Source organism: Streptosporangium sp. NPDC002721, assembly GCF_042888905.1.
In the GTDB taxonomy this organism is placed as follows: domain Bacteria; phylum Actinomycetota; class Actinomycetes; order Streptosporangiales; family Streptosporangiaceae; genus Streptosporangium.
The window spans coordinates 58,546-76,618 of sequence record NZ_JBIAQI010000014.1; the positions used below are offsets into that span (position 1 = coordinate 58,546).

At 71.1% G+C, this 18,073-nt stretch carries 16 protein-coding genes; 2 read left to right on the plus strand and 14 right to left on the minus strand.

The window, feature by feature from the left end; all coding sequences use genetic code 11:
• Positions 1-111 precede the first annotated feature (111 nt).
• The 3 genes from ACFYWM_RS21120 to ACFYWM_RS21130 all read right to left on the minus strand — a co-directional run bounded on the left by ACFYWM_RS21120 (position 112) and on the right by ACFYWM_RS21130 (position 7,410).
• Positions 112-2,637, minus strand: a complete 2,526-nt coding sequence (locus ACFYWM_RS21120; RefSeq protein WP_389917128.1) for a glycoside hydrolase family 9 protein — start codon at positions 2,635-2,637, stop codon at positions 112-114.
• 192 nt (positions 2,638-2,829) lie between these two features.
• On the minus strand, positions 2,830-5,766 hold the full coding sequence (locus tag ACFYWM_RS21125; RefSeq protein ID WP_389917130.1) for a glycoside hydrolase family 48 protein: 2,937 nt from the start codon (positions 5,764-5,766) through the stop codon (positions 2,830-2,832).
• Between the two features lie 429 nt (positions 5,767-6,195).
• Positions 6,196-7,410 (minus strand): ice-binding family protein, encoded by a 1,215-nt coding sequence (locus ACFYWM_RS21130; RefSeq protein ID WP_389917132.1) that lies wholly within the window; start codon positions 7,408-7,410, stop codon positions 6,196-6,198.
• A gap of 391 nt (positions 7,411-7,801) precedes the next feature.
• On the opposite strand from ACFYWM_RS21130, the gene ACFYWM_RS21135 reads away from it, so the two are divergent.
• Positions 7,802-7,990, plus strand: coding sequence for a DUF397 domain-containing protein (locus ACFYWM_RS21135; protein WP_389917134.1), 189 nt, complete (start codon positions 7,802-7,804; stop codon positions 7,988-7,990).
• A gap of 83 nt (positions 7,991-8,073) precedes the next feature.
• On the opposite strand, the gene ACFYWM_RS21140 is transcribed toward ACFYWM_RS21135, so the two are convergent.
• From ACFYWM_RS21140 to ACFYWM_RS21190, 11 genes are all read right to left on the minus strand, one after another.
• Complete coding sequence (locus ACFYWM_RS21140; protein WP_389917136.1) at positions 8,074-9,453, minus strand: serine/threonine-protein kinase; 1,380 nt, start codon at positions 9,451-9,453, stop codon at positions 8,074-8,076.
• Positions 9,440-10,501: a LacI family DNA-binding transcriptional regulator gene (locus ACFYWM_RS21145; RefSeq protein WP_389917138.1), complete on the minus strand. Its 1,062-nt coding sequence runs from the start codon at positions 10,499-10,501 to the stop codon at positions 9,440-9,442. The genes ACFYWM_RS21140 and ACFYWM_RS21145 overlap by 14 nt, the downstream gene beginning before the upstream one ends.
• A 48-nt stretch (positions 10,502-10,549) precedes the next feature.
• The gene (locus ACFYWM_RS21150; RefSeq protein ID WP_389917140.1) at positions 10,550-11,101 is read right to left on the minus strand and encodes a GNAT family N-acetyltransferase; all 552 of its coding nucleotides are present in this window, start codon (positions 11,099-11,101) and stop codon (positions 10,550-10,552) included.
• 246 nt (positions 11,102-11,347) lie between these two features.
• On the minus strand, positions 11,348-11,677 hold the full coding sequence (locus ACFYWM_RS21155; protein ID WP_329089733.1) for a DUF2516 family protein: 330 nt from the start codon (positions 11,675-11,677) through the stop codon (positions 11,348-11,350).
• A 209-nt stretch (positions 11,678-11,886) separates the two neighbouring features.
• Complete coding sequence (locus ACFYWM_RS21160) at positions 11,887-12,357, minus strand: hypothetical protein (protein ID WP_389917143.1); 471 nt, start codon at positions 12,355-12,357, stop codon at positions 11,887-11,889.
• Between the two features lie 3 nt (positions 12,358-12,360).
• The gene (locus ACFYWM_RS21165; protein WP_389917145.1) at positions 12,361-12,891 is read right to left on the minus strand and encodes a helix-turn-helix domain-containing protein; all 531 of its coding nucleotides are present in this window, start codon (positions 12,889-12,891) and stop codon (positions 12,361-12,363) included.
• 176 nt (positions 12,892-13,067) lie between these two features.
• Complete coding sequence (locus ACFYWM_RS21170; protein WP_389917147.1) at positions 13,068-13,994, minus strand: M56 family metallopeptidase; 927 nt, start codon at positions 13,992-13,994, stop codon at positions 13,068-13,070.
• A complete protein-coding gene (locus ACFYWM_RS21175) occupies positions 13,995-14,363 on the minus strand; it encodes a BlaI/MecI/CopY family transcriptional regulator (protein WP_362866522.1) in 369 nt (122 codons plus the stop codon). It abuts the gene before it with no gap.
• Positions 14,364-14,424: 61 nt separating this feature from the next.
• Positions 14,425-14,955, minus strand: coding sequence for a GNAT family N-acetyltransferase (locus ACFYWM_RS21180; RefSeq protein WP_389917150.1), 531 nt, complete (start codon positions 14,953-14,955; stop codon positions 14,425-14,427).
• Positions 14,956-15,014: 59 nt separating this feature from the next.
• Entirely contained in the window at positions 15,015-15,827 is an 813-nt protein-coding gene (locus tag ACFYWM_RS21185) for a class I SAM-dependent methyltransferase (protein WP_389917152.1), read from the minus strand.
• A 2-nt stretch (positions 15,828-15,829) separates the two neighbouring features.
• Entirely contained in the window at positions 15,830-16,567 is a 738-nt protein-coding gene (locus ACFYWM_RS21190; RefSeq protein ID WP_389917154.1) for an SDR family oxidoreductase, read from the minus strand.
• A gap of 107 nt (positions 16,568-16,674) precedes the next feature.
• Here ACFYWM_RS21190 and mshA point away from each other — a divergent pair, with 107 nt between their 5' ends.
• Positions 16,675-17,958, plus strand: coding sequence for a D-inositol-3-phosphate glycosyltransferase (gene mshA / locus ACFYWM_RS21195; RefSeq protein WP_389917156.1), 1,284 nt, complete (start codon positions 16,675-16,677; stop codon positions 17,956-17,958).
• Positions 17,959-18,073 lie beyond the last annotated feature (115 nt).

The window sequence follows — 18,073 nt, forward strand, 5'->3', positions numbered from 1 at the left end:
GAACACGGGGGAGCGAGTCCCGGATCGCCGATGTGGATCACCGGTGCGGGTCGCCGGGGGTTCCGCGGGTGCGGAGAGGGCCGCCGGCCCGGGGCGCGGGCCGGCGGGGGGTCAGCCGGTGGTGCAGTCCACCGGGGTGGGGACGCCGTTGGTGCCGCTCTGGCTCGCGGTGAAGCCGAAGGACGCCGAGGCGTTCGGGGCGAGGGAGCCGTTCCAGTTCACGTTCCTGACCGACACGTCCGCTCCCGTCTGGGTGTGCGTGCCGTTCCAGAGCTGGCTGATCGTCTGGCCGTTGGGGAACCGCCAGGTCACCGTCCAGCCGGTGATCGCCGAGGTGCCCGCGTTCGTGACGGTGACGTTCCCCTGGAAGGCGCCCTGCCAGCTGTTGCCGATCGTGTACGTGGCCGTGCAGCCGCCCGCCGGGGCCGTCGTCGTGGTGAACGCGGTGTTCTCGGACGCGGTGGAGGAGTTGCCCGCCGCGTCCCTTGCCACCACGGACACGGTGTACGCCGTCGAGGGGGTCAGCCCGGTGAGGGCGTACGAGGTGCCGGTGGAGGTGGCGACCCTCGTCGTCCCCCGGTAGACGTCGTAGCCGCTGACGCCCACGTTGTCGGTCGAGGCCGTCCAGGTCAGGGTGGCGCCGCTACCGGTGATCGCCGAGACGGCGGGCTTGCCCGGCCGCGACGGCGCCACGGTGTCGTCCTCCGGGGGAGGCTCGTCGCCGGGCGGGTTGCCCCAGATCTTCGTCGTCCCCGCGTAGACCGTCATGTTCTGCGTCCGCGCCGGCGTCGCGCCCGGTGTGGTGGGGATGCCGGTGTACGACCAGTCGTTCGACGGGTCCCACGTCCCGGTGCTGGCGATGCGGAACTGCACCTCGCGCCGGTGCTGCGACTGCCCCGCCGGGGCGATCGAGGTGTTCGAGCAGTCGACGGTGACGTAGTACGTCCTCCCGGACAGCAGGGTCGGCCCGGTCGGCGTCTTGCACTGGTTGTAGGCGGACGTCACGGAGACCTGGCTCGCGGTCGTGGTGCCGTCGAGGGTGAAGTAGTAGCGGAACGAGCCGTCGGCGAGCGGGCGGGCCGGCCAGGCCGACTGGTTCCGCACGATGGCCTTGATCTCGGTGAACGCCGAGCCGGAGGCGTTCACCCCGGCCTCCACGAAGATCTCGGGACCGTCGGGGGTCTCGGCGGCGGGGAAGTTCGCGGCCGGGGCCCCGCCGTACTCGCGGTAGAGGCGGGCGAGGGCGCTGGTGAAGCCCGCGTTGTAGTCGGTGGCGACCTCGTTCATCACGTAGTCGTCGCGCCTGTCGGTGTAGGCGTCGTCGGGGTCGGGCGGGCCGCCGACGAGGGCGCCGTACAGGGTGTGGCGGGTCTCGACCGGGTTGGTCATCTGGTCGGTCCACGAGCCGTGCGCGGTGCGGTGGTGCGGGTTCTTCGGCGGGTTCGCGCCGAACCCGATCACGTACGAGGAGTTGCGCGGGTTGTCGCCGAGCGCGTAGTTGATCTGCCTGACCGCGAAGTCGTGATATCTCGCCTTACGTGTCGCGTCGGTGATCGAGTCCGAGTGGACCAGCGCCGCGAACGAGGTGTTGGCCGCGTAGCGCAGCGAGCCCCACCGGTCGAGCACGGCCTGCCCGCCGGGGGAGTACCTCACCCGCTGCCCGTTGACCCCGACCGTCCAGAAGTCGAGCCAGCGGTTGGCGTCGTCGAGGTACTTCTGCTTGCCGGTCAGCTTGTTCAGCAGCACGTAGGCGCCGTAGGACTTGTCGTCCCAGGCGATCGTCCACTTGTAGGACTTGGTCGTGGACTGCGGCTCGGTGCCGAGGTTGTCGTAGTACGACTCGGCCTTGGCCAGGTAGGAGGCGTCCTGGGTGGCCCGGTGCAGCCAGATGGCGCCCCAGACCAGCTCGTCGTTGTAGCCGCTCCACGACTGGTAGTAGCCCGAAGCGTCGGTGATGCAGTCGCTGTACTTCTTCCGCACGGTGTCGGCGAAGGTGTAGAGCTGCTTGGCGTGCGTCACCAGGGTGTCGGCATAAGTCGGATTTGTCGGGCGGAAGACGATCGACGAGGCCGCCATCGCCGCGGCCGTCTCCCCGGCCAGGTCCGACCCGCCGCAGGAGGCGTCGATCTTGTACGCGGGCCGCTCCATCTGCATCGCCTCGGCCGGGCCCCACCAGGCGTGGTCCCTGCCGCCGTTGCCGACCTGCCCGTACAGCACGTTCGCCGACGGGTGGGCCTTGATGAAGTAGTCGTTGACGAACTTGAGGTTGTTCAGCAGGTGGGTGAGCTGCCCGGAGGAGGCGTACGCGTCGCGGTACTCCACCGCGCCCCAGGCCAGCATCGTCGCGCTCGCCGCCATCGGCAGGCCGAACTTGACGTGGTCGCCCGCGTCGTACCAGCCGCCGGTCAGGTCGAGCCCGGCGTCCTGGCCGTCGGTGAGCCCGGAGGGGCCGCGCCAGCCGACGCGGTTCCAGCTCGGCAGCGTCCCCGACTGCTGGGCCTCGTAGAACCAGATGGACTTCTGCAGCGCCTCGCCGTACGCGAAGGCGGGCGCCGCGGCCTGGGCGCCGGTGGCGGGAACCGTCACCGGTAGGGCCGCCAGCGCCAGCAGCGCGAGCGCCGCCAGGGATCTCTTCATCGGGGGGTGCGCCTCTCGGAGGTGGTGCTCAGGGCGTGGCGGCAGGTCAGGGGTACCGCCACGCCCCGAGGTCTCAGGGGGGTCGGGCCCGGCCCGGACTCGGGCCAGGCTCAGGTCGGGCTCGGGTCCGGCCCGAGGGAGGGCCGGACCCGAGGACGATCAGAGGGGGGTCAGCGGGAGGTCAGCGGGAAATCAGGGGAAGAGGCGGCCGTACTCGGCGAGGGCGACGGCCACGTCCACCTGCGCCCAGAACCGGTGGTAGTTGAAGGTCGGCGCGGGGCCGGTGCCCTTCAGGTAGGCGTCCACCTTCGGCCAGTCCGGGTCGTTCTTGTAGAAGGACCGGATGGACATGAAGGTCGAGCTGGAGTTGATCGTGTCGCCGTTGGGCATCTTGCCGGTCCAGCCCGGGGGCACGTAGACCGGGTCGTTGAGGCGCCGGTAGTCGGCCTTGGTCTCGGGGACCGACACGCCCCTGGCGTCCTGGTTGTTCCGCCACATGCCGTCGAGCAGGCCCTTGGCGACCGTCTTGGCCGTGGCGTCGCCGGACTTGGCCGCGTAGTACATCAGCACCTTGGCGTACGAGCCCGCCACGCCCACGTCGGTCGTGTAGTCCCTGATGCTCACGTGCAGGCCGGAGTTGGGGCCGGGGTTGTTCGGGTTCCAGGTGTCGGGCTGGCCGGTCCACACCAGCGTCGAGGGGATCTGGTAGGTCCCGTCGGCGTTGATCGTGGTGTTGTCGGTGGCCCACTTGACCCACTTGTCCAGCACGAGCTTGGCGTCGGCGTTGCCGGTCGCGTAGTACAGCTCCGCGACCCGCTCCATCGACCACGCCTGGAAGCCGAACCACTGGTTGGACGGCGGGTCGTGGTAGACCGGCTGCCAGTCGTACGCCATCCCGTAGAAGGTGGGCAGCGTCGACGGCGGGGCCGCGTAGTGGCCCTGCCAGCTGTTGGTGGCGCCACCGGCGATCGCGCCCTCGGTCGACTGCAGCCAGCGGTAGAACTCCAGCTGCCGCTTGGTGCTGGTGGTCCAGTCCTGCACGGCGGTCGCGCCCTTGGGCTTGAGCGCGTCCACGCTGGACAGCACCCACGCGGCCATCGGGTTCTGGTAGCCGGAGTGGTTGTGGCTGGAGCCGATCCGCCAGGCCCATCCGGCGGAGGTGTCGTAGGCGCCGCCCCAGGCGTAGTACCAGCTCAGCAGGTAGGCCGAGCTGTCCTTGCCGGTTCCGGCCGCGCACGAGGTGCTGGTGCAGCCCTGCTTCTTGAAGTACTTGTCGTACATCGCGTAGCGCAGGTAGTCGCCCATCTTCGCGGCCTTGGCCACCGTGGCCGAGACCTGCGAGGCCTTGTTCTGCTCGGTGGCCCAGGTGTGCGCCCAGTAGGCGACCTGGACGGCGCGGGCGTCGGCGTCGGGGGCGTTGGTGTACTTCCACTGCTTGGCGTAGGCGCTGTCGCCGGTGAACAGGTCCAGGAACCCGTTCGGGCCACCGTGCTTGAAGGTGTCGCAGGACGGCTGCGGGATGGTCTCGAAGACCGACTCCTCCGGGCCGCGCTGGTAGGTGTTGATGTACGCGGGCTTGGTGGTCCCGTCCCCGCAGCGGCCGAAACCGTAGGTGTTGTCCACGTCCAGCAGCCAGTGCATGCCGTAGACGTCACTGGTGCCGTACGCCGTCTTCAGCTCGTTGGCGATCGGGTCGACGCCGACGCTCACGCCGTTGTCCAGCTTGGACGGGTACTGCTTGATGTCGTCCCACTCACCGGCGTAGGTGGCGGGCTTGGACGGGTTGTAGTTGGCGTTGGTCGGCTGGTCGGCGGTGGCCGGGATGATGTACTTCTCCATCGAGGCCCAGGCGTCGTTGAACTTGCTCCAGTCGCCGGTCACCTTGCCGTACGCCGCCTCCAGCCACAGGTAGTAGCTGTAGGCCTCGGAGGTGGTCTCGTGCCCGTGGTCCGGCGCCTCGACCATGAAGGTCTCGACGGAGTGGTAGGGCACGCCCTGCGGCGAGAAGTAGCCGTTCGCCGGGTCCTTGAGCTTGTTGTACATCGTGATGAAGCGCTGGATGTACTCGTTGTCCCCGCCGCCCGAGTCGTTGTCGACCTCCGTGGCGGTCGCCTTGGCCGAGGTGTGGCCGGAGGCGGTGGAGGTGAACTCGGCGCTGCCGGAGGCCTGGTCGCTGTCCTCGGCCGCCGCGACCCGTACCGTCTGGGCCGTGTTCCAGTTGGCGGTGGTGAAGGTGAGCGACGCGCCGGAGGCGACGGTGAGGTCGGTGTCGCCGCTCGTCCTCGCGGTCGCCACCGTGACGCTCGCGGACGGGGCCTTGGAGAGCTTGACCGAGAGGTCGGCCGAGCCGCCCTCGGGGACGGCGACCGTGGCCGGGGTGACGACCACGGCGGGGGCCGAGTCGGCGGTGACGGTGATCCCCACCGGGGAGGAGGTGGTGGCCGCGCCCTTGTCGTCGGTCGCCCTCGCGGTGAGGGAGTAGCTCCCGGCGGCGACACCCGTCCAGTTGTAGGCGTACGGCGCGGTGGTGTCGGTGCCCAGCAGCGTGCTGCCGTTGAAGAAGTCGACCTTGGAGACGGTGCCGTCGCTGTCGGCCGCGTTGGCGGTGATCGGCACCGTCGCGGGCGCGGCGAAGGTGGCCCCGGCCGCCGGGCCGGTGACGCTCGCGGTGGGCGGCTGGTTGACGGGGGTCCCCCCGCAGGTGGTGCCGTTGACCGTGAAGGCGGCCGGCTTGGGGTTGGAACCGGACCAGGTGCCGTTGAAGCCGATGCTGGTCGAGGCTCCGGTGGCCAGGTTGCCGTTCCAGTCGAGGTTCCGGGCGGTGACGGCCTGGCCGCTCTGCGCCCAGGTGGCGCTCCAGCCCTGGGAGATCCTCTGGCCGGTCGTCGGGAAACTGAACCCGAGGGTCCAGCCGGTCAGCGGGTCGCCCAGGTTCTTGACGGACACGCTGGCGGTGAAACCGCCCTGCCAGTCGTTGGTGGTGTACGTCACGTCGCAGGCGACGGCGGCGAGGGCCGGAGAGGCCGCCAGGGCGGTGGTCGTCCCGGCCGCCAGGCTGAGCAGCGCCAGCGCGGCGATCCGTCTCCGGAAGCGTGGGAGCGCTCCCGCTTTACTGGGGAACAAATGCATGAAATGGGCCTCCGTGAGTGGGGATCGATGCGAATTCGCTGGTGATGGCTCCGCATCGGATCAAGCAAGGGAGAGAGGGGGTGGGAGCGCTCCCATAAAGAATTCTGGAGGCGGTGAACGGGATGTCAATGGCATGCGTCCCCGGTTACGCCGATGTTTCGCGACCAACGTCGCCAGGCTGCTGCGATCCGGACGGCCTTTTTCGCGAGCCGTGAAAGTTTCAGAGCTTCCGGCCTTTCCAGCCGAGTGCTTGCTTGTTCGCGGTCCTCGGGTTCCCCTCGCGACGACCCCGCCCCACCGGCCGACGGCCGATGGGGCGGATCCGCGATCTCGGAAGGCGCTTTCCGGACCGGTCCGACCCGGTCCAGCCCGGCCCGCGCGTCCCTGTCGGCCCGGCTCTGTCAGCGCGGCTCTGTCAGCGCGGCTCTGTCAGCGCGAGCGGCGGTGGTGCCCGGGGCGTGCGTGATGGTGACGGCCGCGCTCGCGGTTCTTCCCCTTGAACGCCCTTCTCGCGGGCGGCCACGTTATGGTGCTCCGGTTGTGCTTCGCGTTGCTGCCCGCCTTGTCACCGGGGGCGCCGCTACCCGCGGTGGCCGGGCTCGCCGGCGGTGCCGGGCAGATGCCCTCGGGGCCGACGACCACTTTCAGCACCGGTGAGGTGCTGGGCTCCAGCCGGTTCGTGCCCGAGAAGGCCGCCACGAACTCGTGGGTTCGCGGCGGGATCCTGGAGACGATCAGTTTCGCGTGGCCGGTGGCGTCCGTCGGGAACTGGTCCTGGCGCACCCCGTTGGCGAAGAACTCGACCGGCCCGACAGGCGGGACCGACCCCTCGGACGTGACGGTCGCGACGAGGGCGAGGTTGCCCGGCGATTTCGGGTCGCAGAACGCGCCCAGCTTGGTGACGGTCCTCCTCTGCGGCAGGGTCGCGCAGGCGGACCGTGTGACGGTGGCGGCGTCCAGGTTGACGTTGCCCGCGCGGGCCAGCAGGCGGCCGTTCACGGTCGCGCCACGGGCCGCGGTGATCGAGGTCAGCGCGAGGACGCTCCCGGTGAAGCGGGAGCCGGCCCCCAGCGTGGCCGAACCGCCGACCTGCCAGATGACGTTGCACGCCTGGGCGCCGTTGGCGAGCCGCACCACGCTGGCGGGCGCGGTGGCCAGGGCGGGAGCCCTGAAGACGAAGAGGGCGTTCGGATCCCCCTGCGCGTCCAGGGTCAGATCACCGCTGATCTGGAAGGAGCCCGAGACGGAGTTGTAGACGCCCGGGGTCACCGTGGTCCCGCCGAGCTGCGGCCGCAGGGAGGCGGTGCCGGGCCGCCCCACGGCGCTGTCGTAGGCGGCGGTCAGGTCGTCCTGAGCCTGTTCGGCGACGGGATCGTCCAGGTAGACGGCACCGGCCACGACGCCCGGCGGGAATCCGGCGGTCGTCGAGCCCGGGCTCACCCCGACCTCGCCGGTGACGACGGTGGCCCCGGTGCCGGTGACCGTCGTCCCCGCCAGGACCGCGAAGTTCGCGGCCGCGCCGAGCGACAGCGCCGCCGCCGGGCTCGGCTCGCTCGCCGTGCTCGCCGTACGGGTCGCGCTCGCCGCGCTCGCCGCCGTGTGCGGTGTCGCGGTGACGCAGCCCAGCGCGACCGCGACCGTCACGGTCCCCGTCAGCCAGGAACGGACGGTATTCCGCGAAACGATATGGGAGTGACCGATGACTGTCACAGTCTCATCCTTTTCCTTTGGTATTTCGCCTTCCAGGCGCATTGCCGATGATGCGCCATTTCTGTTAACCCTACTGATCGACGGCGCCGTACTCGTTATACGACATGCGGGGTATTTGGTTGCGTAGTTATCAATGCATATAGGAGGGATGTTTCTATGTTGCTTTTTGTAGGGATTCCCGAGATTCCCGATTCCTGGCCTTTTCCGCCACGCCCCGTACGGCCATCGCCCCGCCCGTCGTCGAACGGCTCCCGGTCCATCGGGGAGGGTCACGGCATCCGGTGGAACGGTGGGGCTGTAGTCGGACTGTCGCGTCTCACCGCACATGATTAGGACATGCCGCGAACTCGCCAACGCCGAATGGCGCGAATCCTCGCTGTCCGGTGGCGACGGCGGCGATCGCGCTGAGGCCGCCGATCCGTGCGGGGGACGTACGGCGGTCAGGGACGGTAAGAATCCGTCCGGGCGCTGGTGTTCACCCGGGGCGAATGGGCGGCCTTCGCCGGCGGTGTGAGAAGCGGCGAATTCGGCCGGCGGCCAAATCCTAAGCCCCCTCCACATTGAGATTTGAGGGGGCTTAGTCGTATATTTCGGTTTTTAACCGGCCAGGGCGACCGACACGAGCAGGAGCTGGGCCTCCAGAGCCTCGCGGAAATCGTCGGGCAGCGAGCCCTCACGGTGGCGGCCGACGATCTTTTCCCGGATCGGGGTGAGGTCGCGGGAGTCCCAGACGCTGCTGGCCATCACCTGCCGCAGGTCCAGGGCCACGTCGGAGCGGATCCTGCCCTCGTCCTCCCCCTTCGCCAGCACCGCGTTGAAGCGCCGCACGCTCTGGTTGAGGTTCGGGTCGTAGGAACGGATCGCCTCCACCCCCGGTGCCGGTTCCGCCGCGTGCCCATCCCGCTTGCGGGTGACGGTGGCCGAAGGAGAGGGGCCCGGTTCGGGGTGGGCGACGGTGGGGTCGAGGACCGTGGACGTCACCGCCCCGCGCCCCTGCGGACCGGCCACCCGCTCCTCGTGGGAGCCGGAGATCCGGCTCCACACCAGGAGGCCCGCGAGCACCGCCGCCACCGTCGCGACCACCGTCCAGCGCACCAGCCCGTGCCCGCGGGCCCAGTGGACCGGGACGGAGGCCGGGGGCCGCAGGGCCGCGGCCAGGTCGTCGGCCACCTCCTGCGCCCCGGGCCTGGCCTCGGGCCGGTGCGACAGGCAGACCTGGCAGAGCGCGCTGATCCGCGCGGGCATCCCCGGCACCTCCGCGACCGGCGGCGGTCCCTCCCGGCGGACGTTCTCGATCTCCTCCCAGGTCCGTTCCGGGTACGGGGGGTCGCCGGTGAGCATCTCGAACAGCAGCACGCCCAGCGCGTAGACGTCGCTCGCCGGGTCCGCGACCGTGCCGGTCAGCCGCTCGGGCGCCACGTAGGGAGGCGTCCCGTAGTCGGAGGCCCGGTCGTCGCCGTCCTCCCCGATGAACGCCGCGATGCCGAAGTCGAGCAGCTTGGCGCCCGCCGAGGTGAGCAGCACGTTCTCGGCGGTGACGTCCCGGTGCACGATGCCCCGCTCGTGGGCGGCGGCCAGCACGGTGGCCAGCCTGGCGGCGATCGTGACCGCCTCCGCCCACGGCAGCGGGCCCTCGGTGATCCGGTCCGCCAGCGGACGCCCCTCCAGCAGGCGCATGACGACGTACGCGGCCAGGCGACCGTGCGAGGTCACGGTCTCCCCGTAGTCGTAGACCTCGATCGCGTCGGGGTGGATGAGGCGCGCGGTGGCACGCGCCTCCCTGCGGATCAGCTCGCGCTCCCCCAGGTCGACGCCCAGCTCGCCGTCCAGCAGCTTGACGGCGACCATGCGCTGGAGCGACTGGTCGAAGGCACGCCAGATGACGCTCATGCCACCCCACGCGATCCGCTCCAGCAACAGGTACCTGCGGGTGAGCACGTCCCCCGCGCGAAGTCCGACCTGGTCAGGCGGACTCACGGACCACCAGCTCAGTGGGGAGGACGGGATTGTCGCGAGGAGAGCCGCCCGAGCCCATCGAGAGCAGCAGCAGCCGGGTGGCGAGCGCGGCGAACTCCTCCACCGGCTGGCGGACGGTGGTGAGCGTGGGGGAGGTCCGCCGCGCCGCGGGGGCGTCGTCGAACCCGATGACGGCCACGTCCTCGGGCACCCGGCGACCGGCCCGGCGCAGGGTCTGCAGCGCGGCGGCGGCCATCACGTCGGAGGCGGCGAAGACCGCGTCGACGTGCGGCATCCTGCGCAGCAGCCACTGCATGCCGTGCACCCCCGACGTGTGGCTGAAGTCGCCGTACGCCACCGGCACGCCGGTCATCCCGGCCAGGGCGAGGGTCTGCATGAACCCGTCGAGCCGGTCGCGCGCGGCCGGAAGGGCGGGCGGGCCCGCGATCACGCCGATGGACCTCCGGCCGCCGAGCAGCAGGTGTTCCGCCGCCTGCCGGCCTCCGTCGCGGTTGTCCATGTCGACGTGCGGGAGGTCGATGCCGTCCGGGGGACGGCCCGCACTCCGTACGGGAATGCCCGAGGCGGCGAGGGTCACCACGAGCGGATGCCTGTCGCGCGCGCCGATCAGCAGGACGCCGTCGATGCCTCCGGCGACGAGCGGCGGCGTGGCGATGGTGGAGGTGGCCGCCGTGGCGGTCATCACGGCGAGGGGGACGCCGTGCCCGGTGAGGACCTCCTCCGCAGCCGTGATCATCCGCGCGTAGAACGGCTCGGTGAAGAGCCGGTGCGCGGGCTCGCAGACCACGATGGCCACGACCTGGTCGGATCGGCGGCCGGAGCCGCCACGGGGAGCGCGATGTCTGACGTAACCGAGACGCGATATTGCGTCATGCACCTGCCTACGAGTCGATGTGCTGACTCTGACTGAACCGGTGAGTACCCGGGACGCCGTGGCGGGGGAGACCCCTGCCTCTGCCGCGACCTGGGCAAGTGTGGGTAGATCGGCCATAACTTCCTCCACACCAAGATTCCGCACAGGTGGGAGCGCTCCCAGTGAACCTAGCATTGTTTCGGAAGTGTCAAAAGATGTTTCCGAAAAATCACCATGTGTATGTCAAATTTCCCTGACAACCCAGTCAGGGGCAAGTATCGACATGATTACGGAGTCATACCATTCCCCGTTTAGACGCAGAGCGTCACGGCAGACGCCCTCCTGGACGAAGCCGATCTTGCGGTAGACGTGCGCGGCCCGCTCGTTGAAGGCGTAGACCTCCAGGGCCACCCGGTGCAGCGGCGTGGTGGCGAAGACGTGGTCGAGGGTGAGCCGGATCGCCTCGGTGCCGTACCCCCTGCCGTACGCCCGGGGGCCGATCAGCGCGATGCGCAGGTTGCAGGAGAGGTTGTCGGCGTCGAGCTCGTTGAGCACGATCTCGCCCACGTAGGCGTCGTCCGCGGCGGAGCAGATCGCCAGGTCCAGCCGGTCGGGCTGCTCGCCCCGCGAGCCGTACCAGACCTTGAGCCCCTCGTAGTCGGGCTTGCCGTGCGAGCCGGTCAGGCGGACGGTCTCGGGGTCGTTGACCAGCTCCCAGAGGCCGTCCACGTGCTCGGGACCGACCGGGCGGAGCGTCACGTGCTCTCCGGAGAGCGTGGGTTTGCGCGCGAACATCATCCGGCGTGTCTACCGGCCGGAACCCCGTCGGGCAACCCGGTTGTCCGGAGCCGTCCTCGGAGCCGCACCCGGATCATGCCGCCCGGCCGCGAGCAAGAGCCCCGCCCGGCCGCCCGGATCGTGCCGCCCGGCCGCGGGAGTCGAACCCGCCCGGCCGCGAAGACGAGCCCTGTCCGGCCGCGGGAGCGAGCCCTGTCAGGCCGGGTGCCGGGGCCGCGTCGAGCCCCGGCCCCGGGGCCAGGTTCACCAGGGTCCGTACGGCCCCTGGTTGCCGCCGCCCTTGCCGATCTCCCGCACGGCGGGACGCACGTCGGCCAGGTAGATGCCCGAGGCGATGACGGACGCGATCGTGAAGATGCTCAGCACGCTGAGGTACTGCACCGCGGCGGCGAAGCCGAACAGCGCCGCCAGCCCGAGGATGACCAGCCACAGATTCTTGGTCTGCTTGCCGGTGACCGCGAACGCCCTCGCCGGGGTCTTCACCGCGTGCACGAGCGCCCAGCCCGACAGCGCGAACACTCCGACGGCCAGGATCCAGAAGACCAGGTCCAGGGCACCGTGGATTTCGATCATCGTCTCTCCAGAACGTTCGCCTCGCCGGTCTCCCTCAGCCTAATGCCGAAAGCCCCTTTCGCGTCGTCCCCGGTTCGTACCGGCCGGGCCCGACGGCCCGTTCCTCGCCTCCGGCCGCTCCCGCCCTCGCCGGGCGCGGGCCCTGAAACGCCGAGGACCCGCCCCGGGGAGGATGCCGGGGCGGGTCTCAAGGGTGGTGAGAAAGGTGCTCAGCCCTTGGAGGTGCGGGCCGTGCGGGTCGTACCGGTGGTGCCGGTCGTGCCGGTCTTCGCGGTGCGGGTGCCCTTCCTGGGCGTCCGGGCGGCGGCGATCGCGGGCTCGGCGGCCTCGGAGACCTCCTCCAGCTCCAGGGCGATCTCGCCGCTGGTCTTGGAGACGACCTTGCGGCCGCGGTTGGCGAACTCCTCGTACAGCTCGCCGGCCCGGCCGGCGATCTGGTCGGCGTAGTCGCGGGCCTTCACGGGGAAGTCCTTGGCGTAGCCCTCGGCCCTGCCGGCGAGCTGCCTTGCCCTCTCCGGGATGTCCTTCGCGACCTCGCGGATCTCCTCGCGGCGGCCCTGCAGCTTCTGGATCTGCTCGGGAAGCTCGAGGAGCTTCTCGACGGCGAAGTCGCCGACTCCGGCGACGGCGTAGAACGGCTTGGACTCGGCCAGCTTCTTGACTTCGGAGGTGATGGGCATGGGTTAACCTTCCTTGGTTTCCTCGGTGATGTGGCCGTTGCCCGGGGGGACCGCGTAGGGCTTCAACGCGGTGAGGTATTCCCCGGGGAGCGGCGCCTCGTCGTCAGGCGAGGAGTCCGCGTCACCCCGCCGGGGCTCCGGTGCGAGGCGTGCTTTCTGGGAGGTCTGCACGTCCTCGTCCGGGGTCTCGGCCTGGTGGTTCTCCTTGCGAAACGACTCGTAGATGTCGATCAGCACCTGGCGTTGACGCTCGGTGATGAGGTGGTCGGCCCGGATCGCGGTCAGCACGTCGCTGTCCGGCTCGCGCTCCTCGATGAGGCCCGCCTGGACGTAGAGCGCCTGCGACGAGATGTGCAGGCCCTTGGCGATCTGGTTCAGGATCTCGGCGCTGGGCTTGCGCAGCCCGCGCTCGATCTGGCTCAGGTAGGGGTTGGAGACCCCCGCCGCCGCGGCGAGCTGTCGCAGGGAGATCTTCGCGTGCGTGCGCTGCTCGCGGATGTACTCACCGATCGAGCCGACCTTGGGTAGTGCCATGCTTCGAGTCTGCCGCACCGTGCTTGCAATTGCAAACGGGTTGGCTAACACTTGCAAGCACTTTGGGGTGAGTTTGGCGGAACCTGGAGGAAACCGCCCGAAGTCCCAAGAACGGGCTCGGGGTTCGGTGCGGGAGCCGGCCGTACGGTCAAGGCGGGTCAACGCGAGACCGGCTTCTAGTGCGGGACCAGCCAGAGCAGCGGAGCCGACGACGTCAGGATCACGGAGAAGGCGACGATGGCGTAGCGGACCCCGCGCGGCAGGACGGGCGCCGGGGTCACCAGGCGCTCGACCCTGGCCATCACGGCGGCGGCGGAGTTCGCGGCGCCCAGCGCGCCGTGCGGGGCCGGGACGGCGCCCGCCGTGCCGAAGCGCAGCAGGGCGGTCGCCAGGCGGCGCGCGGAGCACCCACGCCGGGCGACGTCGTCGGCGGCCATCTCCACGAGCAGGCCGACCTCGCCCTGCGCGTCCCTGACCACGCGCGACCAGGGCAGCGCCCGGCGCAGCGCGGCGAAGGGCAGCAGCACCAGGTCGTGCCGCTCGCGCACGTGGGCGGCCTCGTGGGCGAGCACCGCGTTCAGCTCGTCGGCGGAGAGCAGCTTGAGCGCCCCCTCGCTGACCACCACCTGGGAGCGCAGGCCGGGCACGCAGTAGGCGGTGGCGCCCGGGTGGTCGAGCACCCGCACGCCGGGGACCACCGGGTCCTCCCTGGCGACCAGGGCGAGCAGGGTGCGGTGGCGGTGGCGGGCGCGGAACGTCTGCGCGCCCGCGGCGAGCAGCACCAGGATCAGCACGGCCAGCGCGGTCAGCCCGGCGACGAACGCGACGATCCTCGGCGGTTCGTACGGCCGGGGAAGCCCGAGCCCGCCGCCGAACGCGGAGATCGCGAACTCGTGCATGCCGTGCAGCACGCCCTCGCCGTAGGGGGAGAGCGCGTAGCCGAGCAGGGCGCCCGTCCCGGCCAAGCCCCAGGTGACCCCCAGGGCCTGCCACAGGACGATGGCCACGTGCGGGGAGCGGTAGGTCCACCGCGCCCGGGTGAGCCGCCAGGCGCCGACCGCGCAGACCAGGGCGAGCGTCGCCAGGGCTGCCACGGCGGCCATCTACTCGTCCTCCAGCTCCCCCTCGAGGTCCGTCAGGGCCCTGCGCAGGATGTCGGCTTCGGTGCCGGTGACGGCCTGGGCGAACCGGGTGAGGGCCGCCGACCGGTCACCGGTCATATCCAGCGCTTCCAGCATAAGCTCCGCGACGTAGGCGTCGCGGCTCTCCGCCGGTGCGTACCGCCACGCGCGCCCGTCGCGGGTGCGGAGCAGGAACCCCTTGCGGGTGAGCCGGTCGAGCACGGTCATCACGGTCGTGGGCGCCAGGTCGCGGTCGGCGATGAGCCGCCCGACCTCCCGCGCCGTCACAGGGGATGGCTGTGCCCAGATGATGTCCATGATGCTGCGTTCAAGCTCGCCGAGACCCTTCACGCGTCCAAGCCTAACTCCCGCACCACGAGGGGTAGTACTACGGGTTGTCGAGTGACATGCGTCACAGCTGTTTGACCATGTAGATCTCGTCCCGGTCGTCGCCGGGAGCGAGGCGGATCGCGCGGGGGATCCGGCCGACCTCGACGTACCCCAGCCGGCCGTAGAAGCCCTCGGTCCCGGTGCCGCCGCGGACCGTCAGGTGCAGCGCCTCCACGCCCAGGTCGCGGGCGGCGGCGTCGGCGGCGCGCATGAGCAGCGTCCCGTACCCCCTGCCCTGGTGCTTGGGGTGGACCATCACCCGCAGCACCCAGCGCCAGTGGGCCCGCAGCCACGACTTCCCGTCGCCCAGGACCAGCCAGCACGCCACCCGGTCCTCCTCGTCGAACCCGACCAGCAGATGGTCGGGGCCGTGGCGGGTGGTGTCGCAGGCGGCGAAGGTGGCGGACGCCGTCTCCGCGATGTCGTCGGAGATGACCGGGGGGACGAAGCCCACCGACCCCCCGGCGTTGACCACCTCGGTCCAGCACTCGACGAGCTCCCCGGTGAGCGCGGGGGTGAGTTCGGGGTCCACCACGAACCGCAGTTCTGCCATGCGTGGACTTTACCAAATTCACGCGCCTTACTTAGGCTTGCCTTACCAAACTCCTTGGATCACTTCGGCGCTACCGCGGACCAGGGAAGGGTGATCTCGCCGAGCCGCCAGCGCGCCCGGCCGCCCAGCGGGGGGCGCTCGGCGAGCGGCCAGGTCCCGGCGAGCGTCGCGGCCGAGGCGATCCAGCGTTGCCGGGAGCCGTACGAGCTCAAGGGGGCGTTGACCGCCCAGGCCCGGTCGAAGTCGCGCAGGAACGCGTGGACGGGCTCGCCGGGCACGTTGCGGTGGATGAGCGTCTTGGGCAGCCGGTCGGCCAGGTCCGAGGGGCGCTCGAAGGAGTCGAAGCGGGCCGAGAGGGTGAGGGTCCGGGGGCCCGAGCGGTCGAGCCCGGCCCAGACCGCGCGGTGGCCCACCTCCGAGCAGGTGCCCTCGACGATCATCCCGCCCGGCGCGAGCCGCTCGCGGAGCATCGCCCAGTACTCCCACGCCTGCGCCTCCCCGTACTGCCGCAGCACGTTGAACGCCCTGATCAGCAGGGGCGGCCGCGCCACCGGCAGCTCGAAGCCGCCCAGCCTGAAGGACAGTCCCGGCCGCTCGTACGGCTTGGCCGCCGCCACCCTGGCCGGGTCGATCTCGACGCCGACGACCTCGACCGAGGGGCAGATCACGCGCAGCCGCAGGAACATCTCCAGGGTCGTGGTGTGCGAGGCCCCGTACCCCAGGTCGACCACGAGCGGGCGGACGGCGGAGCGCAGCGCGCGGCCGTGTGCGGCGACGATCCAGCGGTCGGCCCGCCGCAGGCGGTTGTGCCCGGTCGTCCCCCGGGTGATCTCCCCTACCGGCTTCGGCGCGGTCGGACTCGGCTTCGGCACGGTCAGACGCGGTGGACCTTGTGCTGGGCGGCCTGGGCCCGGGGGCGGATGACGAGGCGGTCGACGTTCACGTGGGCCGGGCGGGTCACGCACCAGGCGATGGCGTCGGCCACGTCGTCGGCGGAGAGCGGGTCGGGCACGCCCTCGTAGACCCGCCCGGCGGCGGCCGAGTCGCCGCGGAAGCGGTTCAGCGAGAACTCCTCGGTGTGGACCATCCCCGGGGCGACCTCGACGATCCTGACCGGCTGTCCGACCAGCTCCAGCCGCAGCACCTCGGTCATCGAGGTCTGCGCGTGCTTGGCCGCGTTGTAGCCGCCGCCGCCCTCGTACGAGACGAGCCCGGCCACCGAGGTCAGCATCAGCAGCACGCCGTCGCCCGACTCCACCAGCCTGGGCAGCAGCGCCTGGGTCACGCGGAGCGTGCCGAGCACGTTGACGTCGTACATCCGCTGCCAGTCGGCGACCTTCCCGCTCGCCACGGGCTCCAGGCCGATCGCGCCCCCGGCGTTGTTGACCAGCACGTCGCAGCGGTCGAGCGAGGCGGCCAGCTCGTCCACCGACTCCTGCGAGGTCACGTCCAGGGTGACCGGGCGGATGCCCGGGACCTCGGCGGCCAGCTCGTCGAGCCGTTCCCTGCGCCGCGCCGCTGCCACCACGTCGAAGCCCTCGGCGGCGAGCCTGCGGGCCGTCGCCTCCCCGATCCCGCTACTGGCCCCTGTCACCACAGCTGTCCTCTTCATAAACCCCCATCCTGCCAGGGGCCGTCAGTGTCGCCCTGTTCGGACCTGGTGTGGCTATGTGTCGGGAATGTTGCTGATTTCCCGATGGTTGAGCCCTCTCGGAGGTGGTGTCGGTGAGGCGACGACGGGTCAACCGGGTCGCGACGATCAGCATGCACACGTCCCCCCTGGACCAGCCGGGGACCGGGGACGCGGGCGGGATGAACGTCTACATCGTCGAGGTGGCGAAACGCCTGGCCGAACTCGGGGTGGAGGTGGAGATCTTCACCCGGCAGACGTCCCGGGACCTGCCACCGGTCGCCGAGCTCGCCCCCGGCGTCTCGGTCCGCCACGTCACCGCCGGGCCGTACGAGGAGCTCGACAAGGGCGACCTGCCCGGCCAGCTCTGCGCCTTCCTGTCGGGCGTGCTGCGCACCGAGGCCATGTACGAGCCGGGCCGCTACGACGTCATCCACTCCCACTACTGGCTCTCCGGCCAGGTGGGCTGGCTGGCCAAGGAACGCTGGGGCCTGCCGCTGGTGCACACCATGCACACCATGGCCAAGGTCAAGAACCTCCTGCTCGCCGAGGACGACAGGCCCGAGCCGGCCGCCCGGGTGCTGGGCGAGCAGCAGGTCGTGGACGTCGCCGACCGCCTGGTGGCCAACACCCCGACCGAGGCCAGGGAACTCGTCGAGCTGTACGGAGCCGCCCCGGCCCGCGTCGAGGTCGTCAACCCCGGCGTGAGCCTCCGGGTCTTCCAGCCCGCCTCCCGGGGCGCGGCCCGCCACCGGCTCGGGCTGCCGCAGGACGCCCACGTGCTGCTGTTCGTGGGCCGGGTGCAGCCGCTGAAGGCCCCGGACGTGCTGCTGCGCGCCGCGGCCAGGATGCTCATCGACGACCCCTCGCTCCGGTCGAGGCTGGTCGTCGCCTGCGTCGGCGGCCCCAGCGGCAACGGCCTGGCCAGGCCCTCCTACCTCACCGACGTGGCCGCCTCGCTGGGGATCTCCGACGTGGTCAGGATCGTTCCCCCCGCGCCCCAGTACGAGCTGGTCGACTGGTACCGCGCGTCCGACGTGACCGTCGTCCCCTCCCACAGCGAGTCGTTCGGCCTGGTGGCCCTGGAGTCCCAGGCCTGCGGCACCCCGGTCGCCGCCGCGTCCGTGGGCGGGCTGCGCACCGCCGTACGCGACGGCGTTTCCGGGGTGCTCGTCGAGGGGCACGACGCCCACGACTGGGCGCGGGTGCTCCGCAAATTCGTCTACGAGCCCGCCTGGCGGGAGACGCTGTCGGCGGGCGCGGTGGCCCACGCGGCGGCCTTCGGCTGGTCGGCCACCGCGGCCCGGCTGGCGGACGTCTACGCCGGGGCGATGACGAACCTGCACAGCGTCCCGGTCGCGGTCAGCTCGTGAGGCGCGAGCGGCCCGCTCGCGTCCAGCACGTCGCGGGAGTGGGCGCGCCGGTCGTGAGCCCCGCCCGCGCGGCCCGCTCGTGAGGCGCGGGCGGCCCGTCCGCCGGGCCCGCTCG